The organism is Mangrovibacterium sp. (assembly GCF_041596335.1).
Classification (GTDB): Bacteria; Bacteroidota; Bacteroidia; order Bacteroidales; family Prolixibacteraceae; genus Mangrovibacterium.
The window spans coordinates 35,784-58,622 of sequence record NZ_JBFHIT010000017.1 but is presented as its reverse complement, the minus strand read 5'-3'; the positions used below and the strand labels follow the sequence as shown (position 1 = coordinate 58,622).

The window sequence follows — 22,839 nt, the reverse complement described above, 5'->3', positions numbered from 1 at the left end:
AGGGAAAGCACTTTAATAGGTATAATCCTTTCCGTTTTGGCTATCCAGGCAGGATTGTTCCCAGGCTTTCATTTCCTGAATCATAGCTTCGGCAACGGCCGGGAATTGATCAATCACATTCTCTTTTTCGTCCGGATCGTTTTGCAAGTCATATAATTCGGGTGTTTTGGAATGTTCCGGATAAAGCAACTTGAAACGCTCGCCAACCAATGCTTTGCCATAAGTATCTTTCACCAAGCGCAACCAGGCCGAGAAAATGGTTGTGTCTCGTTTAATATCTGAATTTTCGATTGCCGGTTTCATGCTAATGCCATCAATCAGGTATTCTTCTTTCATCTTGAATTTCAGGTTAGCCAAATCAACAATTGTTGGCAGGTAATCGTAGGAACACATCCGGGTATTCACTTTCTTATTTGCTTCAATGTTGCCCGGCCAAACCAGCAATGACGGAACGCGAATTCCTCCTTCGTAGATCATGTGTTTATGACCACGGAAGGTACCGGCAGAAGCTGCGCCTTGTTTTACCAGGGGATCGGCGGGTCCGTTGTCGCTTGAAAAGAAGATCATGGTGTTTTCTTCGATGCCCATCTCCCGAAGTATTTGGCGCAGACGGCCAATTTGCTCATCCATGGCCGTGATGCAACCATAATAGTGGCGTTTTATTTCCGGCTCCAGTCCTTTGTACATTTCCAGGTATTCGGGGCCTGCGGCAACCGGCTCGTGCGGAGCATGAAACCAGATGGTTGCCAAGAACGGTTTTTCTTCTTTTACCGCTTTTTCAATGAAGGGGATGGCCCGATCCATGATCACACGGCTGTCGTCACCCTCCAGGTTGTCGGTTACAACTACGCCGTTTTGCACGTACCTGGAACCACCCCACGAACCATCGTCTTGTGCGCCAAATCCGTTCCAATGAGCAGGCGTTTTGGTCGGATTCCAGGTTGGCACGGCACTCTTGGTTGCAAATGCCTCGTCGTATCCGTGTTGCCAAGGTGGTGAATAAAAGCCTCTTGTCTCGACTTCATCCGGTTCCACCCATCCCAGGTGCCATTTGCCAAAGAAGCCTGTGGCATAATCGTTCTTTTGGCAGATCTCCGGAATCGTAACTTCCCCGACCCGCATGCCTCCGGTGTGAGCGGCCAAAACTCCAAAACGGAAGGGGTGACGTCCGGTTAAAATGCTGCCGCGGGTTGGCGAGCATAAAGGAGAGGCGGTATAGTACCGGGTGAACTGGACACCATCCGTCGACATTTTATCGAGGTTTGGAGTTTTTACTTCGGTGTTGCCGTTAAAGGCCACATCTCCCCAGCCTAAATCGTCGGCCAACAAAATAATGATATTTGGTTTTTTATCTCCTGATTTTGCTTGCTGTGCCATACTGGTGGAACAAGTTCCGCCAGCGGCCAGAAGAGAAAGGATCAGGCTTAAATTTAGTTGCTTCATCTTGTTCTTTTTAGAAAGTGTTGTATTTGTTGGATAGCTATTATTTTTACTATTCATCTGTTATGCGTGAGAATTTTCAGGTTTTCGTTTGGCGGAAGATCTGAATTTATTGCAGAACCTATCTGCTTTCTTTGGGTATACGGTCGTCGATTTATAAGCCTGGAATCCAACGTTTTACTCGTTGGTGGTGGTGATTCAAGACCGGTTTAATATTGGTTTCAGACGTTAAATTTACGGTTTCTTCAGAATCATTTTTCATATTGAAAAAATATTCGTCTCCATAGTTGAAGGCAACGCATGTATAATTTTTAGATCGGATCATTTGCGTTTTGTTGTCATTGGCTTCCATCGCGACAAATGAAATTATTTTATACTTTTAGTTAGGTTGAATGTTAGAGATACAGTGATCTGTATCTCCAACATTTATAAACATATTCGATCCGAACCTGGGAACTAGGATTTAATTATATCCTGGATTCTGTTCCATTTCAGCCCCGGTATTCGCATCGATAATACCTTGTGGAATTGGGAATAGATCATTGAATGTATTTAATGTAGATTCATCTAACCTTGGATTGTATTTGATGGTCCATTCATAGAACGTTCCGGTACGAACCAAGGTGTGTTTCCTGTATTCTTCGGTCACCAATTCGCGGGAGCGTTCTTTCAGTATTAAATCTAGATCAACATCATCAGCAGTGACAGGGCTTGCGTTTGATCTGGTTCGAACGGCATTCAAGTAATTTGCTGCCAAATCCGCTTTATTGTTTTTCATTAACGCTTCAGCCGCCAAAAGGTAGGTTTCAGCCAACCGCATAAACATTTGATCGTCGTATTGCCCGGCATTCGAGGCATTGTCCAGAATATAGGGGTCGTTGTATTCCCACTTTCTGACCCAAGGCCATAGGTAGTTGTCTTCCAGATCATCCGGATCATCGTAATCCATGTTGGTATACTGAATGGTGTCGAAGATAGTAGCAGCATCGTCAGCCGGATAGATGTAGTATTTCTTTACGCAATATTCAGAATATCGGTCGTCAAAAGATTCGTACCAAGCATATGCTGAGTCGGAAACGGAAACACGGCCTGCACCTTTTCCACCATTGTAAGTGTATAAAATATCAAGATCCTTCTTTTTCATTTTTGAATCTTTTGAATAATAGCTAATCCAGGCGTTTTTCATATAGATGTAGGCACTTCCAACCACATCGGCATAAGCGTTATTCAAAACCCACAAAACTTCTTTATTTCCCATTTCCGGTGTTGGGTTATCAAAAATATCGGCATAAGCATTTCCCGGTTCAGTGGAATTAATTCCAAATCTGGAGGTCATCAGTTCGTAGTCGCCACTGTTAATTACACGCAAGGCTTCTGTTTCTGCCAAGTCGTTTTCTCCCATGGCAAGGTAAAGCTCTGCAAGCATGGTACTTGCGATGGCGCTGTTAACCATTCCGGTTTCTTCTTTCATGTCGAGGTTGTCGCGAGCAAATGTTAAATCAATTTCCATTTGCCCGTTCAATTCATCAATGGAAGCGCGTTCCCAGTCGTTACGGTAGGTTGTTCCGGTAATTTCTTCCAAGCTAAGCGGAACAGGTCCCCATCCATAACGTAAATGTCGGTAAGCCCAAGCACGCATTAATCTCGCCTGTGCGATGACTTTGTTTTTATTGATCAAATCATCGGCATCATTTCCACCAAGCCAGTCGACTGCTGAATTTTCGGCCCGATTGATAATCATGTTGGATGAATTAACTATTTTGTAGAGCCAGTTGAAATTTGCCTCAATCAATGAGTTTTCAGAATGTAGATCATTGTAATCATTAAATGGGTCAAATGCCGAGGCACCTCCATTCACGAACGCATTATCGCATCCCATTTGCCACAATGAAGCCCGGGTAGTATTGTTCGACGATAGTCTATCTTCGCGAACCAAACTGTAAACAGCATTCAACCCGTTTACAAATCCATCGTAATCGACGAATAGGTTGTCTGCAAAAATGGCATCGAGGGGTTCTTCTTTCAAAAATTCGTCCTCGTTACACGAGTTCAGCATGAAGGCTGAAAATAAGGCGAATAAAAGGAGTATATTTTTCATTTTACTAAATTTTAAATTGTTACAAACCGATCTTAACTCCAAACAAGACAGTTGCTGTTTGTGGAACTGCTGTTTGATCGGAGAATTCCGGATCTAAGCCAACCCAGTCGGTCCAGGTTGCCAGGTTTTTTATATTGGCAAAAACTTCAACATTATTAATCTTGTACTTCTCAATCAGTATTTTAGGAACTTTATAGCTAAGTGAAATATCTTGTATCCTCAGGAAATCGGCTTTGCGATAAAAAGGCATACTGTACTTATTCACACTAGCATGAGCGTCGTTTCGTGGATAGATATTACTCATGTTTTCGGGCGTCCAGAATGTAACGTTGTAGCGGTTTAGTCGCATGTCGTTGTCATTGGTGTACAACAATTCATTTTCTTTGGTAATTCCAACAACCGCATTCATAAACACGCTTAATGTCCAGTTTTTATACTTAAATGTATTGGTCAGTCCGGCAACAAAATCAGGGATTGTCCGACCGATCACTCTTTTGTCGTCAGCAGAGATTACACCGTCGCCGCTTGCATCGAGGTAGCGAATATCACCGGCAACAACATCACCCTGAGGTGTGTCGGTCAAATCTTCCTGATAGATGCCATCGAATACATAGTGATAATTAACATCGACCGGTTCACCAATAAACCATTTGCTGTCAACATCATCGATGTAGTCCCCGGTATCGGGGTCAGTTAAGCCAACATTGACAATTTTAGTATTGTAGTGGGCGATGTTGAAATCAGAAGTCCACTTAAATTTTCCTTTATCTATGTTAACTGAGGATAGTTGAAATTCAATCCCGCTATTGGAAGTTTCACCAATGTTTTGGGTGATTGAGCCTGTTCCGTTTACGTTTGAGATTGATTTTTTTAACAGCAGATCGGTTGTTTTTGACCAATAGAGATCGATCAGACCTTTCAGTCGATTGTTGAATAATCCAAAATCCAGTCCGGTATTAAAGGAGGCTGTGGTTTCCCAACTTAACGACGGATCACCCAAGCTACTGGGATAAAAACCGTAAAGTGTACCGTCACTTCCATCTACATAGTTTTCAGTTGATAAGGTTGCAAGTGTTGAGTAAGCTGAAACGGCTTCATTTCCACTAACACCATACGAAATGCGCAATTTTAAGACATCAATCAGATCAATATTGTCCATAAATTTTTCGTTGGCAACATTCCAGCCAAAGGCAGCTGACGGGAATAGTCCGAATTTGCTGTCTTCACCAAATGCTGAATAGCCATCGCGGCGAACAGTTAACGTTAAAAGGTACCGATTGTCGTAAACATAGTTTGCACGAAGCATTTGTGAGAGGTGCGTTTTCTTTGTGTAAGAATCATCTGGTTCTATCAGGCTGGCTTTGTTAGCCTGATAATAAGTCATTACGTCATTCGGAAATCCTTCAGCATGCACATCATGATCTTCAGACCATTCACTCTGAGCGCTATACAAACCAGTCAGGAAAATGGAGTGTTTCCCAAATTCATTTTTATAGGTGACGATGTTTTCAATAATCCAGTCTTCATCGTATCCATTATTCGAGTCGAGACTTCCGTTAACTTTTGTTCCGACTAAGGTATTTGTACCCCGATAGGTTTGACTTAGGCTTGAGCGATAGTCGTAACCGGTATTTAGGTTGTAGGACAAGCCCTTTACGAAAGGTAATTCGAACAGAACGCTGTTGTTGGAGGTGAAGCGGCGGGTAATGTTGCTGTTTTCGTACAAAAGCGAGTTGAGTGGATTCCCTGCATACACACCATCATCCCATGTTTCCATCTTAATTGTTCCGTCGTCGTTGTATGGAACACCAAGCGGGTTCATGGTAAAAGCGTCTTCAAAGCTCGCACTGATTCCGCTACGGTCGTAATATCCGTATTGAGTTGAGGTAGAAAACGTAATCCATGGCAAGATCTTGTGATCCAGATTAATCCGGAAACTATAGCGTTTAAATTTATCGCCAACCGCTACACCGTCAGCATTTAAATAAGCCATCGACAGATAGTATTTGGTTCTCTCCGTTCCGCCTCGAAACGATAAATTGTGGTTTTGTGTGTGCCCCGTTTGTGTAGCGAGATCGACCCAGTCCGTACTTCGTCCACTTTCGTATCCTTCGTCTTCAACAGCTGTAGTTGTTAATCCTCTTCCTGCTTTTGTTTCGTAGAATGTTTTTCCATCCATCAAATCGGGAACATTAATGACGTTGTCAATGGCATAGGTTCCTGTATAATTCACAACCATTTCGCCAGCTTTTCCTTTCTTCGATGTGATCAGAATAACACCATTCGAACCCCTTGAGCCATAGATAGCCGACGAAGAAGCATCTTTTAATATTTCAATCGATTCAATATCCTTGGGATTCAATTCAGACAGATTTCCGGCGTACGGAATTCCGTCCAAAATGATTAGGGGACTGTTTGATGCTGAAATAGAATTTTGTCCCCGAATCAACATCGTGTTCGACGATCCTTCGGCGCTTGAAGAATTTACTGTAATACTCAGCCCTGCTGCTGCACCCTGTAGCATTTGTTCAACACTTACCCGAGGCCGAGTTTCCATGATATCTTTGTTGACTGAAATTACCGAACCGGTAATATCGCTCTTCTTTTGTGTACCATAACCAACAACGACCACCTCATCGACACCAACCACATCTGGTTCGAGGGTGACATTTATTGTTGCTGAGTTCCCAATGGCAACTTCCTGCGAAATCATTCCGATATAGGTGAACACAAGTGTTTTTGCTTCGGGATCGGCTTTTAGCGTGTAATTGCCGTCTGCATTGGTAATCGTGCCATTTGTTGTTCCTTTATAAACTACAGTGACACCCGGCAATGGTGACTTTCCGTTATCGGTCACTTTCCCGGTAATGACTCTGGACTGTGCAAAACTACCTATTCCCCAAAGGAATAAGAGCATGAGCAATCCAACTCGTTTCAATGCTGATTTTTGTTTCATACGTTTTTGGTTTGTTAGATTAGATGAAAGATTATACTGAGAATAAAAATTCCAATGACTAAAATGATAATGGCCGTGGAAATGAGTTGCAGTTTTATTTTTCGTTTGGTTCGATTCATAATAATTCTTCTGTGGGTGAATTCCATTGACGAAAATAGGTGCACCGACTATTTTTGCGATCGAATGATGTTACAGGAATACCTGATAGATGTAACATGGCTTCGCCTGCCTGTATCATTTTTACAGGATAAATGATACAGGAGTGTGTGTAATTGGTAGGTAGTGAGTGCTTTGCGTGTTTATTGGATAAGGGTGTCCACGTTGGTGTGGTTGGCCTTGGTGTATTCCGATGGAGCGACTCCAAATTGCTGTTTGAAGCAACGGCGGAAATAATCTACATCGTCAAATCCGACCAAATAACTCACTTCATTAACGTTCAGTTTGTTTTCCTGAAGCAACATCGCTGCTCGTTTTAGGCGGATGCTACGAATGAATTCTACAGCGGTGAGGTTGGTTAATGCTTTAATTTTACGGTACAGATGCACCCGACTCAAGCCTAATTCGCTGCTCAGTTTTTCGACACTAAGTGAGGCGTCGGTCATATGTTCGCCGATATAGTCAACCGCTTTTTTCAATAGTCTTTCGTCGACCGATGTCACGGTAATTTTTGCAGGATCGAAAATAGTTTCCCGGGTAAAGTGGTTCCGAATCATTTCGCGTTGCCTGATTAGATTCCGAACGCGGAGCTTCAAATAGTCGGCACTAAAGGGTTTGGTGATATAGTCATCGGCACCGGTTTCGAGCCCTTCGTACTTAAAGGTAATCGCCGTTCTGGCGGTTAATAGAATCACCGGAATATGGCTGGTGCGAACATCTGTTTTGATTCGTTTACACAATTCCATGCCATCCATTTCGGGCATCATAACGTCGCAAACAATCAAGTCAGGTACATTTTCGGTCGCCATTTGCAATCCTATTTTGCCATTTTCGGCCACTTCTACCAAGTATTGATTTGTAAATAAGCTTTTTATAAATGATCTGACCTCCGCATTGTCCTCCACAATCAGCAGCCTGGTTTCCGAGCTATTTTGTTCAAATTCAGTGGGGAGTTCTTCAATTTCTTCGTTCTCAGCGCCATCAAGAGCCTCTGCTTCCTGAATCGTTTTAACATATTGAGAGGAGTCCTCGCTGCTTTTGTAGTCTGATGCAATTTCGTCGTTCGACAGATGATTTTTACCCATGGGAAATAAAATCGAAAAGCAGGTAAATCCGTCTTCCTCCGATGTTCTTTCGCGACTTTCCACCGAAATAATTCCTTTGTGAAGTTCGACCAGTCGTTTGGTGAGTTCCAATCCAACACCGGAATCCAGTGACCTTCTGCTTTCCCTAGTTTGCGAAACAAAGAAACGTTCAAATATGCGATCCAATAGCTCGGATGGAATACCCCGGCCATTGTCGGAAACCCGAATCTCGGCATAACTACTTTCGGTTTGGAGCTTATTTCTGCTTATCTGTTCGGTATTTGCTACACTAAGTTCGAGTGTAATCCGGCCATTTTGTTTGGTGTTTTTTATGGCATTCGATAACAGGTTGTACAGAATCATTTCCATTTTATCCCGGTCGAAATAAATCTCCAATGTAGGTTCCAGCGGAATGAATTTAAACTCGATATTCTTTGCTGTAGCCGATTCTTTAAACGCCAAGCTGGTTTCAGTCAGAAATTTAACCAGATCACCCGGAGCCGCTTTTAACTGTTCGTGTCCGGTTTCCAGGCGGCGCAAATCAAGTACTTTGTTGATCAGCCGCATCATCCGGTTTCCGTTTCGCTGAATTAACGAAAGTTGGTTCCGAAGCCGGCTGTTTAAATCGGGTTGCTGTATAATTTGTTCGAGCGGCGAAACAATTAAAGTTAAAGGAGTTCTTAGTTCGTGGCTAACATCGGTGAAGAATTTAAGTTTCAACTGGTGCAACTCATCCTCTTTGGTTCGCTGGAATTGTTCCATCTCCAATCGGTTATTCAGGTTCGCCCATCGTTTCGACAGACTGAAAAAGATAGCCAGAAACAAACCAAGAAACAGTAAATAGCCCGCAAAAGCCCAACCCGTTAGCCACCATGGACGCAATATTTCAAAGGAAAGGGATTGATAGGTGTCTCCCCAATTTGATTCGTTGGTTGATGCCTGCAAGCGTAATTCGTACTTCCCGGCAGGCAAATAATTGAAGTTGATTGTCCGCTGTTTAGCAATGTATACCCAGTCTTTTTCGATACCCAACAGTTGGTAACGGTAATAGGTATTCTCTGGGTCGGTGTAATTAATTCCCAGAAAATCGACGGAAATATCGCGAAATTGATAGTTGAGTTTTAAATCACGGTGGCTGGTAGTTAAGTTTTGAACCGGCCAGTGTTTTACGCCTTCTTTTGTGTTAGAGCGAATTCGGAGATCCGTAAAAATTATTGGCGGGAAAAAGTCACGATCATCAACCTTTTCCGGATCGAAAACGTTAAATCCGTTCACGCCGCCAGCATAAATTAACCCCGATTTTGAATGAAGGATACTGTTTGGCAGGAATTGAAGCCCTTGGATTCCCTGACTTTTCGAGTAGGTTTTGCTTTTTAGTTTTGTTGATGATTCAATCGAGTCGTCGAGATTAATCTTTGAAACACCTTGATTGGTGCTGAGCCAAAAGTTACCTTTTGCGTCTTCTGTAATGGCATTAACCGTATTGTCGGGCAATCCCTTTTCGGTATTATACCAAAATATTTCTTCTTCGTGAATCAGGAAAAGGCCGAATCCTTGTGTGCCAACCCAAATCCGGCCAAGACGGTCTTCGAAGAGGCATTGAACGTATTGAACGCTCAGAGGTAATTGTTTTAGAAGCGAGCTGATGTCGATTTTTTTGCCGGTCAGCCGGTCCAGACAAGCCAATCCGCTTTGGTGACCAACCCAAATTCTGTCTTTCTGATCGGCCATGATCACATTCACATTTTTTACTTCGTCCGACAATATCAACTTAAATTGTTTCGATGCCGGGTTAAATGTTTGCAGGCCACCTCCGTTGGTTCCAATCCAAATTAAATTTTGGTTGTCGATGAAAAGGCTGTGTACTTGGTTTTTTATCAGGCTATTCTGGTCTTCCGGATCGTTAAGGTAGTTGGTGAAAATTCCGGTTTCTCTGTCGAAATAGCTAAGGCCGTTGAATGTTCCGATCCACAGGTTCCCTTTTTCGTCCTGAGCCAACGATTTTACGTAGTTTTGAACCAGACTGTTCCTATTCTTTTGGTTCAAATAGTGATTCGTTTTATTTTTCGAAAACTCTCTGAATATCAAACCGCCACCTTCAGTAGCGATCCACAGATCGCCATTTTTTTCCTCCAGGAAAAAGGATATTACGTTGCTGGTCAAAAAGTTCGTGTCTTCTGTTGTCGATTTGTAATGAGGGAACAAATTATTTTGCGGATGATAGTAATTCACGCCACCGGCATAAGTGGCGAGCCAAATACCTCCCTGATTATCGCCTAAAATGTCGCGGATTGAATTGTTGCTGATTCCGTCAGGATCGTCTGCGCTGTATTGAAAATTTTTAAAGGACCCTTTGGTTGGTGAAAATATACTCAGGCCATCCATGGTGCCAATCCAGATTTCATCATCGGCAATATAAATTTTGCGAATATGGTTTGAAACGATGTTACTGTTGCTGACTGTATAATTTCGGAAATCTTCGCATTGGTTCGATTGGTATTTAAAGGCATAGAGTCCGTACTCCTCGGTTGCTACCCAAATAGTGCCGTTTGAATCTTCACGGATGTCCCGAATTTCAAACTTATCGAACAACGACTCCAGTTTTTTATCCAGACAAACCCGTTCGAAAGAATTGTTGGTGAATAGGTACACTCCGGATCGCTGTCCAACCCAGATTCTGTTGTTGCTGTCTTTGAAAAAGCAAGTGATGATGTTGTCTTTTAAGGTGTTTGATTTCTCAATAGGAATGGCTTCAAACGCATTTGTAGTCGGATCGTAGATGTCAATCCCGAACGGGTTGCCAATCAGTATTTTACCTTCGTTTGTTTCGATGATTGCCCGAATATAATTTTGTGAAATTCCTTTCCCATCGGCTTGTAACGTGAATTTTTCGAAACGGTCAGTTTTAGGTGAATAGCAGTTCAGCCCCATCGTCGTTCCAATCCAAAGTTTTCCGTCGGAAGCTTCGAAGAGGCAGTTAATTGAGTTATTTGAAATGCTGTTTGTATCGTCGAAGTTTTGTTTGTAGACCGTATTCGAAACTCCGTTGAATCGGCAAAGCCCGTCTCGTGTTCCAATCCAGATAAATCCATCTTGCGATTGAGTCACACACATAACCGAATTGTGACTAAGCCCCGAGCCCATGTCGTATTTTCTGAAGTTTATACCGAAACTACTGAAAACGAATAGTGTACAGATTAGAGTCAGAATGAAAATCTCACTTCGTGTCGTTTTCTTTTCCATAAATTTAGTTTAGGCAACAGGTTAAGCAGGTAAAAATCGCATTGAAGATATTCAAATTTATTTTTTACGACAACGGTGCCGGAAATGGCTGAACTAAGAAGGTGACTTTGAATCAAATATTTCCTTCTTTGGGTTGATTCGACCGGCATTGAACCATTGGTGAGTTGAAACTGTTTTCTACCCTGTTCAATGCGCTATCAATAAGTATTATACTCGAGGCAATTATTGGGTTTGTGATGCAGAATCATTTACTTTGCCCAAATTGTAACCATCCCGACACCTGCTAAATGACTGTAAAAAACTATAGCATCCTTTTCTTCCTCTTATTGCTGACATTTAAAGTCAGTTCTGCGCAAAACAAGTCTTTTGATAAAATATTATCGCAGGAAGGTGAGGCTAATCTAAGTGTCAGACAAATAATTCAGGATGACGACGGGGTTTTATGGATTGCTACGTTTAGCGGATTGTACAAGTACGAAGGTGATGAGTTTGTTGTGCAACAGCGTTTTAGAAACAACGAGCAGATTAATAATGACGTTGTTGCGCTGTTGAAGGATTTGAACAACAACATTTGGATTGGAACCAATCACGGATTATCGAAATACAATCTGATTACCGAAGAGTTAATTACCTACTATCACAGCGAAAAGGAACCTGGATCCATTAGCAGCGACAAAATCAGAAGTCTGCAAATGGACAAACGTGGCCGAATATTTATAGGCACATATGATTCGGGTGTTAATGTATATGACTCCCTCCGGGATGGATTTATAAAAATTGAATTCAAAAATACGATCGGAAACTCTCGTCCGTATGTTAAGTCGATATTGTTTGGGAATGATGGCAAAATATGGGTTGGAACTTTTGGCGATGGTGTTTTTAGTTTTACCTATTCCGATTCGAAGATCGACTCGTTGCAAAACTACCGAATCGAAAATGACTCACTGAAACTGACAAGTAACGATGTTTATTGTCTGTTTCAGGATACCGATAGTAAAATTGCCATTGGTACGCGAAACGGCATAAACTTATTTGATCCTCAAACTAATCGTTTTAATTACTACTCGTTCACGGGCTCTCCGATGGGCGAAATGGGCAATTTTTTCCGAACGATAACCCGAGATCAAAATGGAAAATTATGGATTGGCACCTGGGGTGGATTAATATTGTGTAAGCAATTCGAGGATCTAACTACCGGTAATTTTGATTTGTTTGTCCACGACCGAAAAGATAACCAGTCGATATCGCATGCGCAAATCATGGATTTTTTTGAGGACAAGTCGGGGTGCATGTGGATCGGAACCGAAAACGGATTGAATAAGTATGATCTTTATCAGAATCAGTTTGAGCAAGTTAGCGGTGAATCAATCAGCCAACTCCCGGAACAAACAGCAACCGCGTTTCACCCCTACAAAAATGGTCACCTAATCCTGACTCTTTCGCATGGCATTTTATTTAGTGACGAAACCAGTATCTCGAATTTTCCGGGAACAATTGGGTTCGAACAGTTTGAGGAAAAGTTGTATGCCATTTTAATTGATTCGAAAAAGAATATTTGGGCTGGAAGTTACAATGGAGTATTAATAAAGATGGATGGGAAAACGCAGGATTTTTCAACCTACAAACATTCGCCGAAGAACACACCAATTTATTCGCTTGCTGAAGATGCTAACGGTAATATTCTTGTTGGTACAGGAGGCGAAGGGCTAAAATATTTCAATCCCCGAACAAAGCGCTTTACGGCCGAAAATGGTTTGTCAGGCGATGTTCAGATCAATGATATCCTGATCGACAAAAACCGAAGTTTATGGATTGCTACTCAGTTGGGAGTTTTTAAACGAAAAGCCGGTTTAAGTGCTTTTGAATACTATCTGCCCGATCAAAGTGATTCGATTCTAAATCCCAATATATTTAATGATATTGAAGAATCGGCCAGTGGTGAAATATTTGTCGGCGGCCGAAATGGTTTTTATCTGTACAACGAACAAACCAATACATTTAAATCCAAAAAGTTTCCGGATGTTGGTAATTTGTGGGTTACCAATATTCAACTCGACTCGCAACAAAGCATTTGGCTAAATCTAAATTTTAACCGCATTGCAAGGTGGGAACCCACAACCGATCAGATCCGTTTTTTTAGTGTAAACAACGGAACCAGAAGTAGTCAGTATAATCGCAGGGGATTTTTTATTGATAAAAATGACCAGTTGTATCTGAGTGGGTTTGATCAGATCTATCGGTTCAATACATCAGAGCCATTGAATAACGCATTCTCTCCTAAACCGATTTTCAACAAGCTCATTGTCAATAATACTGAAATTCAGGTTGGGACACAGCTCAACGGGCAGTTGGTTTTAAGCAAGAATCTCAATCGTCAGGACGAACTTGTGTTAAATCATCAGAATAAGGATTTTACCTTAGGGTTTACATCAACCTCGTATGTGAATACCAGAGAGAATAAATACAAATATATTTTGCACGGATATGATAAGGAATGGCATACCGGAACCGAGCGTTTAGCGCACTACACCAACTTAAGTCGGGGGAAATATATTTTCGAGGTTTTTGCCGCAAATAATGATGGAGTCTGGAGCGAAGAATCAGCAAAACTGATCATTCGGGTTAAACCTTCGCCATTTTTGAGCTCGTTGGCACTCTTCATCTATTTTATCATTGCCATAGCCGTTTTTATTCAGTCGCGACGGGTTATTTTAGCCCGTATTCAACTGAAACGTGAACTTTTGATTGAACGCGTAAAGCGCGAAAAAGAAGAAAAGTTCAACAATGAGCGACTTCGCTTTTATACCAATATTTCGCATGAGCTGCGCACCCCGTTGACCCTCATCATGGGGCCGATAAAGCAACTGATTAGCGAGGAGAAAGCTGACGGTAAAACGTCGAAACTACATGACCTGATCCTGAATAACTCGCAACGACTTTTATCTCTGGTGAATCAGTTTCTCGACTTCCGAAAATCACTCTTCGAAGGAATGAAATTGAAAACGATTCAGCTGAATATTGTTGAGGCCATTGAGTCGAACATTGCCGCATTCGAATATATGGCAAAGGAAAAATCGATTGATCTGACATTTACCAATGATTCGGCATTTGTGACTGGTTGGTTTGATCAGGAAAAGCTGGATATCATGATCTTTAATATTCTTTCGAATGCTTTTAAATACACACCCGAGTATGGACGTATCAAAATTGAATTGCGGACCGGAGAGCAAAACATCAAATTCCCATCGGGATATGTCGAACTTAAAATAACCGACAACGGGAAAGGAATACCGAAGCAGTTTCACGAAAAAATATTTGAGCGTTTCTATCAGATCAAGGAAGAGTCGGGGGCTTTAAACACAGGTTCAGGCATTGGCCTTTCGTTTGTAAAAACATTGGTTGAGTTGCATCATGGTGAAATTAAGCTGGACAGTGTGCCCGGTGAAACCTGTTTCACTATTCACCTTCCTTTGGGGAAAGATCTGTATTCGGAAGAAGAGATCTTCGATTTTAAGCGCGATGCTGACCGCCGGACAAAAGAGCTGCTAACTCATTCGTATGCAAAGAATGACCCGACTGAAATTCCCGAAAAATCTGAAAACAAGCCGCGTATTCTTTTAATCGAAGACAATCTGGAATTACGTGATTTTCTCCGTGATTTATTGTCAGAAGAATACCAAATCTATACGGCATCCAACGGTGTTGATGGCTTGAAAATTTGTGTCACTGAAAATCCAAATTTGGTTATTTCTGATGTAATGATGGATCAGATGGATGGTTTGCAGTTCTGTGAAAACCTAAAATCAAATTCAGAAATCAGTCACATCCCGGTTATTTTAATGACTGCCCTAACTTCTATTGAAAGCAAAATCTCCGGATACAAAATGGGAGCCGACGATTATATTACCAAACCGTTTGAACCGGAATTGTTGAAAATTCGGATTCGGAACATCCTCGACAACTTTAAGAAACTAAAAGCCGGCTTTGGCAGCCACCAGGAGGTAACGTCCAAGGAACTAACTTTTTCGAAGATCGATGAAGATTTCTTAAATCGGGTGATTGAATTAATTGACAAGAATCTTGATAATTCGGAATTTGACATTGAAAATCTTTGTAAAGGGCTTGGCGTTAGCTCGTCGCAACTTTATCGCAAAATAAAAAGCATTACCGACCTTTCGCCGGTTGAATTCGTTCGGACTTACCGCCTGAAAAAGGCGGCACTTTTGATCAAAGAGTCTGAGTTGAGGATCTCTGAAATCGCCTATCGAGTCGGATTTAATGATGCGTTGTATTTCAGTAAATGTTTCAAAAAGCAGTTTGGTATCTCGCCAAGTAAGTATCCGGCGGGCGAATAAATATTCTTACTTCCGGATCCAACCATCCCGGGTGAATTTGTTCCACCGAATCACGTTCATTTTGGGCTTTCGAAATTGATGACACAAAAGTGTGTTGATTTTCCGGATTCCTGATTGCCGTGAATTGTACTTCGGTCTTTCAGCTGACGAATTAGATGTTTTTTTGATATGCTTCCCCACCATAATTCAAGTTGCCTACTCCTGTTTTCTGTAAAATTTGTCGCTTTATGGGATGGATTATTCCTGCAAAATTCATTTTATTTTGGCCTGATATTCAGAAACGCTCTGTTGGTGTGTGTTGTATCTGTCATGTAGCCAGTGTGTTGTGTTTGCTGATTGATCTGTCCATGTTTCGGGATGGAAAATCCATATCCCTTTTTTAACATCCTTTTACATTTGTTGTGATGTATTTCAAAATCAAATCAAATCTATTTATGAGAAAACTACTTAAACTAACAATGATTGTGTGCTTCCTGATTGGTTTTACGACCATGAGTTGGGCGCAACAACGCACACTAACAGGTGTGGTAACCGACTCGGAAGGAGTTAGTCTTCCTGGCGTAACCATCGTTGAAAAAGGGACAACGAATGGAACGATTACAGATATGGATGGGAAATTCACGCTATCCGTTCCGGCTAGTGCCAAATTGCTTCAATTTTCTTTTGTAGGAATGAAAACCGTTGAGAAAGCGGTTGGAACAGCAATGGTTTACAATGTCATGCTTGTAGAAGAATCGATCGGACTTAACGAAGTGGTTGCGATTGGTTATGGAAGCGTAAAAAAGCGCGATTTAACTGGCTCCGTTGCCTCGATGGATGCCGATATGCTTACTGAAATGAATAAGACGGATGTAGCCCAGGCAATGCAGGGGCGTATGGCCGGTGTTGATGTTCGCAAGCTGAGTTCGAAGCCTGGAGCTCCAATGGCGATCAAAATCAGGGGAAATACGGTAATCAAAAACAGCAACGTCGGAAACGATGGTGTTAGCGACGATCCTACAGCGGATTTGGGGCAGCCTCTTTACGTTGTCGACGGAATTTTTATGGAGGATATCAGCATTGTGAATCCTGCCGACATTGAAAAAATGGATGTGTTGAAAGATGCGTCGGCAACTGCCATTTATGGTTCAAGGGGTGCAAATGGCGTGGTCATTATCACTACCAAATCAGGATTTGAAGGCAAGACAGTTTTCACTTACGATGGTTCTTTTGGGGTTAATCAAACTGTAAACGAACCAGATATGTTTTCGGGCGACGAGTATGTTGCCTGGGCCGAAGATTATTTGCGTGCCACACAGTGGAAAAGCGTCGTTGCTGGCGGTAACGCATCCATTGAAAGCTGGAACGCTCTTCCGCTGGACTACAACCTGGTCTTTATTGGTCAGAACGAATTAGATAATGTTGCCAACAGAAATTACACCGATTGGCGGGATTTATTAACCCATACCGGAATTCAGACTAACCATACTCTGGGGATGTCAGGTGGACAAAACGGATTGGTTTACAACGCCTCTATTGGTTACACAAGCGATGAAGGTGTGATGGGAATTGAGGGCTACGAAAGATATAATGTTGGGGCTTCCGTGTCGAAAAAAGTGAAAGACTATTTAACCGTAGGAATTCAAACTTACTTTTCGTATTCGGAACGTGAAGAAGGAAGTAAAGAGCTTTTCAGAAGTGCTCATCGATTGGCTCCAACCGTAAATCCTTATGACGAAGATGGACTGATTCGATTGATCCCCGATGAACAGGATCAGCGTTTTATCAATCCGATCTACGAAGATCAAGGGTCGTGGACTGTGAATACCCGTTCAAATAGCTTTATCGCAAATATTTATGCTGAAATTAAGCCGCTGTCGTGGGTGAGCTTTAAAACCAGTTTCGCGCCAAATGTCAACTCAAAACGTTATGGCGAATACCGGGGCTTGCTTACCAAATCGTCACAGAACAATGCCAGCAGAGTCAGAGCGTATTACGAAACTGATTTTACCAACTCGTATACCTGGGATAACGTGGCCAATTTTGATGTGAAAATTAAAGATGGACATGAGCTAAAAGGAACTTTAATCTCTTCAATTTGGCATCAACAGGATGAAGGTAGTGACATCGAAACCCGCAACATCGATTCAGATAGTTACAGTTTCTACAATACAGCCGTTGGTACCGATGTTCGTGCCTACGATACCTACTATTCGAAAGAAACACTGGCTGCTTTTGCGGCACGTTTAAACTACAATATCAACGATAAGTATATGCTTACTGCAACTGGTCGTTATGATGGTTCTTCGAAACTTGCCAAAGATCACAAGTGGGCGTTCTTCCCATCGGCAGCTTTCGCATGGCGTGTAAGCGAAGAAAGCTTTATGCAGGACATCGACTGGTTAAGCAACCTGAAACTTCGCCTTAGTTATGGTGAATCGGGTAACGATGCTGTTGTTAGCCGGTATGCTTCGCAAGCCTATCTGGCAGATGTAACCTATCTGTACGGAGATAATTTGGCTACCGGAAAAGGTGTTACTTCGCTTTCAAATGCCGAATTAGGATGGGAAATCTCTAAAGAATATAACATTGGTTTCGACGCTAGTTTCTTTGATAGCAGAATTCGTGTTGAAGCGGAGTTCTACAACAAGAAAACCGAAGACGCCATTTTCGACAAAGAGTTGTTCCTGCTGACAGGTTTCTCGAGTGCTACCGGTAACTTCGGTTCTGTTCGTAATAAAGGTATTGAATTGGTTGTCAATACGGTGAACATCGATCGGGGCGACTTTAAATGGACTAGTAGCATCAACTTTGCGAAAAACAAAAATGAGATCCTGACAATTGAAGGTGACCTGGATAAAATCCCTTACGGAAGACATGGTGTTCTTCAGATTGGTGAAGCGATCGATGCGATGTATTCCTACGAAGTAGCCGGTATCTGGCAAATGGACGAGGTTGACGAAGCAGCTGTTTACGGCTCGGTTCCTGGTCAGTATAAATATGTTGACCAAAACAACGACGATATCATTAATACGAATGATAAAGTTGTGATTGGCTCGCATTCACCCGATTGGACAGGTGGTATCACCAATAATCTGTCGTATAAAAACTTCGATTTCTCGGTTATGGTTTATACTCGTCAAGGAGTATTGGGACACTCCGAGTTTTACCAGAACTTTTCACCTTACCAAAACGACAACGCTAAATTTAATGCCATCGATATGGAGTATTGGACTCCGAACAACCAGAGTGCAAGCCGGCCAATGGTTTCGGTGGGAGACCCCGGAGAGTGGTATTTTGAGGATATGTCGTTTGTGAAAGTTGGAAATATTGGAATTGGCTACGATATGCCAAAGTCGGTTTTAAATACCCTGAAAGTCTCAAATATGCACTTGTCTTTAGACGTTCAAAATCCATTTACGTTTACTGATTACAAAGGACCAGATCCTGAAACCGGACTTCAGAATTCATACGGAATGGCTTATTCAATTCGTACCGTACTGTTTGGTTTAAAACTGAGATTCTAGGAGTATAATCGTTAAAATAGAAATCATGATGTTAAAAAAATATATAGTAGGAAGCTGGTTGTTAATTCTGTTGTTCGGATTTAACGCTTGCGAAAGTTTTCTGGAAGAGGATAATTATTCTTCCATAACGGCAGAGAGTTACATTACTGAGGATACTGCCGATGACCTGATTGTGAACATCTACACTGGTTTACGCGGCGCGTACAAAGTTTACGATGTGAATTTCTACGGGACTGATATTTTCACCACAAAAGGCGCGTTTTACGATACCAATGCGCTAAATGAATATTTCAATATAACCTCTTCGTCAGGTGGTTCATGCTGGTCGGGCAACTACACAATTGTAAGTTACGCCAATACCGCGATCAACCGGTACGAGAACCAAATTGCCTGGTCGGAAGGAAACCTGACCAAAAAAGCCTACGGTATTGCCCAGGCGAAAGCGTTGAGGGCGTTGGCCTATTATAACATGGTGCAGCAGTACGGTGGCGTTGTTCTTGAGTTGGAAGAGACTTCGAGTATCCGCAGCGACTATGCCCGTTCTACCGAAGAGGAAACCTTTGCGCAGATCATTAAAGATTTGGAAGATGCGATTCCTGACTTGTTGGTTTCACCCGATTTTGGAAGGATTTCGAAAAGAGCTGCACAGCACTTGCTGGCTGATGTTTATGTAAGCAGAGGTTACAAATCGTTCGGAAGTTCATCCGATTTTACGACAGCGGCTGCATTGGCCGAAAGTGCAATTAACGGGTACGATATTCGCACTCAAACTTTTGGCGAGGTTTTCGATTTCGACAACCAGGAAAATGATGAAGTACTCTTCTCTGTTCAATATGGCGATGGTGGCGATTATGTTGATCGTAACAATAACAAACACGCCATTTTCCTGTCGAGTTTGATTGATTACGTGGGGATCGCAAGAACAAATCCTTACGGAAGAACCGATTTTGGTGCCATGCCAACATCATTCTTCTATGGCCTGTTCGCTGAAAACGATTCGCGTGAAGAGGCTACTATTCACCGCGTTTTATATGCGAACGAGAATAATACCTATGTGTCTACAGTAGGGCAGGATGTTATTGTTCCGGGAGATACCGTTATTTACTTTCCGAAAACGGCGATCACGGGCGATGAGTTAACTGAAGCGTTGAACCGCTACTGGGTGTACAATCCGGATCAGTATTACTATGGGAAACCCGATAATGTTGCCGGAGCAATCTACCAATACAGTTCAAATGTCGTTACCACCAACTTTCCGATCTTTAAAAAGTTTGGCGATGAAGGTTTTGATGAAACAGAAGGTGGATACCGTGATACCTATGTATTCCGCGTGGCTGAAACACATTTAATTGCTGCTGAAGCTTATTTGAAAGCCGGCAATCAGGAAAAGGCTTTGGTAAACATCAACCGCGTTCGCGAACGTGCAACAGGCGAAACAAATTACTACACCGCTGTTACCATCGACGATATCCTAAACGAACGTGCCATGGAGCTTGCCGGTGAAGAAAGCCGCTGGGCAATCCTGAAACGTACCGGAAAGCTGGAAGAACGGATCAATCTGTACAATCCACATGTGATCGATCACGGGAAATTCGATGCCAGCATTCATTTGCTTCGTCCAATCCCTGCATCAGAGATGGAGTTAACCGATGGCTCACTGGAGCAGAACTTCGGCTATTAATACCAATCCGTTTATTCAATTAAAAATTTCCCGGGCATATTAGTATCCCTGATATGCCCGGGTTTCACTAACGACTTGGCCCGGAGATCCGTTCATTGCCCGGCCTTTCATCAGGAAGGCAGAAAAACAAACGAACCTTGAAATATTGGACTTCACGCAACGACCAATATTCGAAATCACCTGGCCATCTATTCACGAAAGAAAATGAAGAAACTCAAAACCATATTCCTCATCGTATTCCTGTTAACAGCCTTGTTTGGGATGCAGTCATGCAGCAACACAGAACAATTTTATATTGTAGTTGGCAGTCAGGCATCGCGGGCAGAGCTACTAACAGTTGAACACTTTAAAAAAGATCTGGAAACTGTTTGCGGAGAGTCATTTTCTGTAGTAAACGCCGGAGATCAGCTGCCGGACGACGGTTTCTTTTTTGTTGTTGGGACTTCTGATTCGAATGAGCTCATTCAAAAATTAATCCGAAAGAAAGATGTTGTGCTCTCGGAGAATTTCCCGGGCAAGCGGGGAGGTGTTTGGGCTAAGGTGGCATTGGAAAATGGTCAGCCGGCCATCGTTCTCGCCGGAGCCGATATTCAGGGAACCCAATATGCGGTGTACGATTATTGCAGCGAAATTCTGGGCGTTGATCCATTTCAATATTGGACAGGAAAAAAAACAACAACCAAGCATGTAAACGATTTGCTGGTTTTCGACAATAAGGTGATTGCACCACCACAAATACCAATTTTGTGTTATTTTGAAAATGATGTGGATGAGTTGGCCAATCGGAAAGATCCTCTGTTGGAATACGACTGGGAGTCGTATACGGAAATGATCAACTCGCTGGTGCGGAATAAATATAATGCCATTCAGTTTTTTGATATGTTGGGGCGGCCTGAGTTTTTCCTCCGCGAGGAGTATAAGGCCATTCGACCTGATTATGACATTCGTATTTCATACATCGACAGCATGATCGACTATGCTCACGATATGGGAATGATGGTCCAGATCGATCTTTCGTTGGGGTATAAAATTCGTCCCATGGAACAGGAAAAAGCCGATTGCTGGTCGGAATATAAAGACGAGTGGATAGCGAATTGGAAATACTATTTTGAAGAAACCCCACTAGGCAAAGCCGATATCTTTTCTCTTCGGCCTCGCAACCAGGTGTGGGATTGGGAGTACCAAAGTTCGTGTGGTGAAAATAAAGTTGACGTTTTTAACGAAGTTTATGTTGAGCTGGGCGAATTGATTGACCAGTATAAACCTGGTGCGCCAAAGATTGCTATTTGTTATTCCGATGGAATGGAAATGTTCAACAATGGTTTCAATCCGCCGAAAGACTGGATTGTTGTTTGGTCCGACGACGGATGGGGTGGCTTTAAAATGCTTCCGGATAGTACAAAAGGTTATCAGTTTGGTACTTATATGCATGCCGGATATTGGTTAAATCACACCGTTCATGATCCCTATCCCGAAAAGTTGGATTCAATCATGAAAATGATGTGTCGCCAATTTCAAGCAACCAGCTATTGCCAGGTAAATGGGCAGCAATTCCGACCTTTCCTGATAAATATCGAGGCCTTTTCGAAAATTGCGGATAACCCGGAAGCTTTTGACGGAAACCTTTTTTATACCGAATGGACTCAACGATATTTTGGCGACAATGCTGCTGCATTCGCGGTTCAGTCGATGAAAAAATTGCACGAAGCGCAGTTCAGCAATATTGGCTATGTGGAACACCTTTGGGAAATACGCGAAGCTGTTGCTTACTTAAGTAACTTGCCAATCGTTCGTCCCGGAAAACCATCGATTCCGAACGATTACAAACATGTTGAAGATGATTACGATGCCCTCGAAATTCGCACTGAATTACTGGTTCAGGCTCGTGAACAAGGGGCTAGAGGAGCAGAGTATGTTCCTGAAGATGATCTGTTTTATCACGACTACATCCAGTTGCCGGTTGAGCTATATCTAGATTTGTTAGCTTTTGAAAGTAGCCTTCATCAAATGGCGAAGTACAAACGCGAGTTTGAAAAAACGAATGATACAGGGCAGTTGAAAAAGGCTTTAGACTTGTTGGGGATGGCAAAAGCAGATTTGGACGCTATTTATAAACGATGCGCCCAGGGCGATAAGAACGACAAATGGAAAGGTTGGTACGATCCGGCAAAACGTCGTCCAAATAATGGCTTCCCATCAATCGAAATGTTAGATGCCATTGAAGCGAATTTAAGAAGTTTGAAATGAATAGAAACGCGACAATGAGTCGCTGAATTGAGCGGGTTGTGAATTTCTTTTTCTTTCAAGATGTTGATATAG

The 22,839-nt window shown here is 42.3% G+C and carries 8 protein-coding genes; 4 read left to right on the top strand and 4 right to left on the bottom strand.

The window, feature by feature from the left end; translation table 11 throughout:
• Positions 1 to 12: 12 nt before the first annotated feature.
• The 4 genes from ABZD21_RS08140 to ABZD21_RS08125 form a co-directional block, all read right to left on the bottom strand.
• Complete coding sequence (locus tag ABZD21_RS08140; protein WP_372774260.1) at positions 13 to 1,443, bottom strand: sulfatase; 1,431 nt, start codon at positions 1,441 to 1,443, stop codon at positions 13 to 15.
• A 460-nt stretch (positions 1,444 to 1,903) separates the two neighbouring features.
• A complete protein-coding gene (locus ABZD21_RS08135) occupies positions 1,904 to 3,538 on the bottom strand; it encodes a RagB/SusD family nutrient uptake outer membrane protein (protein ID WP_372774258.1) in 1,635 nt (544 codons plus the stop codon).
• A gap of 19 nt (positions 3,539 to 3,557) precedes the next feature.
• A complete protein-coding gene (locus ABZD21_RS08130) occupies positions 3,558 to 6,494 on the bottom strand; it encodes a SusC/RagA family TonB-linked outer membrane protein (protein ID WP_372774256.1) in 2,937 nt (978 codons plus the stop codon).
• 299 nt (positions 6,495 to 6,793) lie between these two features.
• Complete coding sequence (locus ABZD21_RS08125) at positions 6,794 to 10,978, bottom strand: two-component regulator propeller domain-containing protein (protein ID WP_372774254.1); 4,185 nt, start codon at positions 10,976 to 10,978, stop codon at positions 6,794 to 6,796.
• Positions 10,979 to 11,265: 287 nt separating this feature from the next.
• Between ABZD21_RS08125 and ABZD21_RS08120 the strand changes: the two genes are divergently transcribed.
• The 4 genes from ABZD21_RS08120 (at position 11,266) to ABZD21_RS08105 (ending at position 22,767) form a co-directional block, all read left to right on the top strand.
• On the top strand, positions 11,266 to 15,333 hold the full coding sequence (locus ABZD21_RS08120) for a two-component regulator propeller domain-containing protein (protein WP_372774252.1): 4,068 nt from the start codon (positions 11,266 to 11,268) through the stop codon (positions 15,331 to 15,333).
• A gap of 434 nt (positions 15,334 to 15,767) precedes the next feature.
• The gene (locus ABZD21_RS08115) at positions 15,768 to 18,839 is read left to right on the top strand and encodes a SusC/RagA family TonB-linked outer membrane protein (RefSeq protein WP_372774250.1); all 3,072 of its coding nucleotides are present in this window, start codon (positions 15,768 to 15,770) and stop codon (positions 18,837 to 18,839) included.
• A 25-nt stretch (positions 18,840 to 18,864) separates the two neighbouring features.
• The gene (locus ABZD21_RS08110) at positions 18,865 to 20,520 is read left to right on the top strand and encodes a RagB/SusD family nutrient uptake outer membrane protein (protein WP_372774249.1); all 1,656 of its coding nucleotides are present in this window, start codon (positions 18,865 to 18,867) and stop codon (positions 20,518 to 20,520) included.
• A 204-nt stretch (positions 20,521 to 20,724) separates the two neighbouring features.
• Positions 20,725 to 22,767, top strand: a complete 2,043-nt coding sequence (locus ABZD21_RS08105; RefSeq protein ID WP_372774247.1) for a glycosyl hydrolase 115 family protein — start codon at positions 20,725 to 20,727, stop codon at positions 22,765 to 22,767.
• Positions 22,768 to 22,839: the final 72 nt, after the last annotated feature.